Origin of the sequence: Pseudomonas sp. PS02303 (genome assembly GCF_029959925.1) — a bacterium.
GTDB lineage: Bacteria > Pseudomonadota > Gammaproteobacteria > Pseudomonadales > Pseudomonadaceae > Aquipseudomonas > Aquipseudomonas mandelii.
Window position 1 is genome coordinate 1 of the sequence record NZ_JASCOM010000518.1, and the last position, 1,406, is coordinate 1,406.

Below are 1,406 nucleotides of genomic sequence, written 5' to 3' on the forward strand. Positions count from 1 at the left end.
GGCAAGCCTCGCTCCTACGGGATTTATGTCGTCCGCCCGTTTTGTGATGACCACAATCCCGTAGGAGCGAGGCTTGCCCGCGAAGGCTGATTCACAGTCAACAAATAAGTGGCCTGTTACATCGCCTCCGCGGGCAAACCTCGTTCCTACAGGGGATCAGCGGTTACAGACCGAGGTCGGACAGGCTCGGATGATCATCCGGGCGACGTCCCAGTGGCCAATGGAACTTGCGGTCGCTTTCCTTGATCGGCATGTCGTTGATGCAGGCAAACCGGTTGGCCATCAAACCGTTTTCATCGAACTCCCAGTTTTCGTTGCCGTAGGAACGGAACCAGTTACCCGAGTCGTCGTGCCATTCATAGGCGTAACGTACGGCGATGCGGTTGCCGGTGAAGGCCCAGAGTTCCTTGATCAGGCGATAATCCAGTTCCTTGGCCCATTTGCGGGTCAGGAAACCTTTGGCTTCTTCGCGGTTGTAGGCGAACTCGGCGCGGTTACGCCACTTGGTGTCCAGGGTGTAGGCCAGCGACACGCGTTCCGGGTCGCGGGAGTTCCAGCCGTCTTCGGCCAGGCGAACTTTTTCGATGGCTGATTCACGGGTAAACGGCGGCAATGGCGGACGAACTTCGGCGTTAGACATATATAGTCTCCCTTTCAAGTTAGAGTTCGAGCAAGTTGTCAGGCTTGGTTCAAGTGTTACAGGTCCAATAACTTTCGCGCCATGCATTGCGCATTATCGGCGGCACTGTGATCACCCATCACAAGCGCTACGGTAATGGCGCCGTCGATCAGGATCAGCAGCTGTTTGGCCAGCGTCTCCGGGTCGTTAGCGCCATGTTCGGTGCAGAGCTCGCACACGTAGTCGAGCAGCTTTTGTTTGTGGTCTTTGGCGACCAGGCGAACCGGGTCTGACGGGTCGCCGGTTTCACCACTGGTATTGATGAACGCACAGCCACGGAAGCCTTCAGAGGCGAACCAGGCCTTGAGCACGGTAAACAGGTTGAGCAGGCGGTCGGCCGGGGTTTCAGCCTGGTCGACTTCACTTCTGTACCAGTGCATCCAGCGCGCGTCGCGGCGTTGCAGGGCGGCGACGGTCAGCTCCTCCTTGTTGGCGAAGTAGCGGTAGATACTTTTTCTGGAGACGCCGGCGGTCTTTACCAGAAGATCCATGCCGGTGGCGGCGATGCCACTTTTATAGATCAACTTTTCGGTGACATCCAGAATGATGTCGCGTGTGTCGTTGCTTGTGATTTCGTTCATGTGGCGAACAGTAGAACGATCGTTCTCCTTGGTCAACAGATTTTTAGAAAGATCGTTCCCGCGCTCTGCGTGGGAATGCATCCCGTGACGTTCCGCGTCACATTTCGAAGCGGACGCAGAGCGTCCATGGCGGCATTCCCACGCAG

The 1,406-nt window shown here is 56.8% G+C and carries 2 protein-coding genes; both read right to left on the minus strand.

The window, feature by feature from the left end; genetic code table 11:
• Positions 1–163: 163 nt before the first annotated feature.
• Positions 164–640, minus strand: coding sequence for a nuclear transport factor 2 family protein (locus QMX98_RS34615; RefSeq protein WP_010460010.1), 477 nt, complete (start codon positions 638–640; stop codon positions 164–166).
• Between the two features lie 56 nt (positions 641–696).
• A complete protein-coding gene (locus tag QMX98_RS34620; RefSeq protein ID WP_102593770.1) occupies positions 697–1,260 on the minus strand; it encodes a TetR/AcrR family transcriptional regulator in 564 nt (187 codons plus the stop codon).
• Positions 1,261–1,406: the final 146 nt, after the last annotated feature.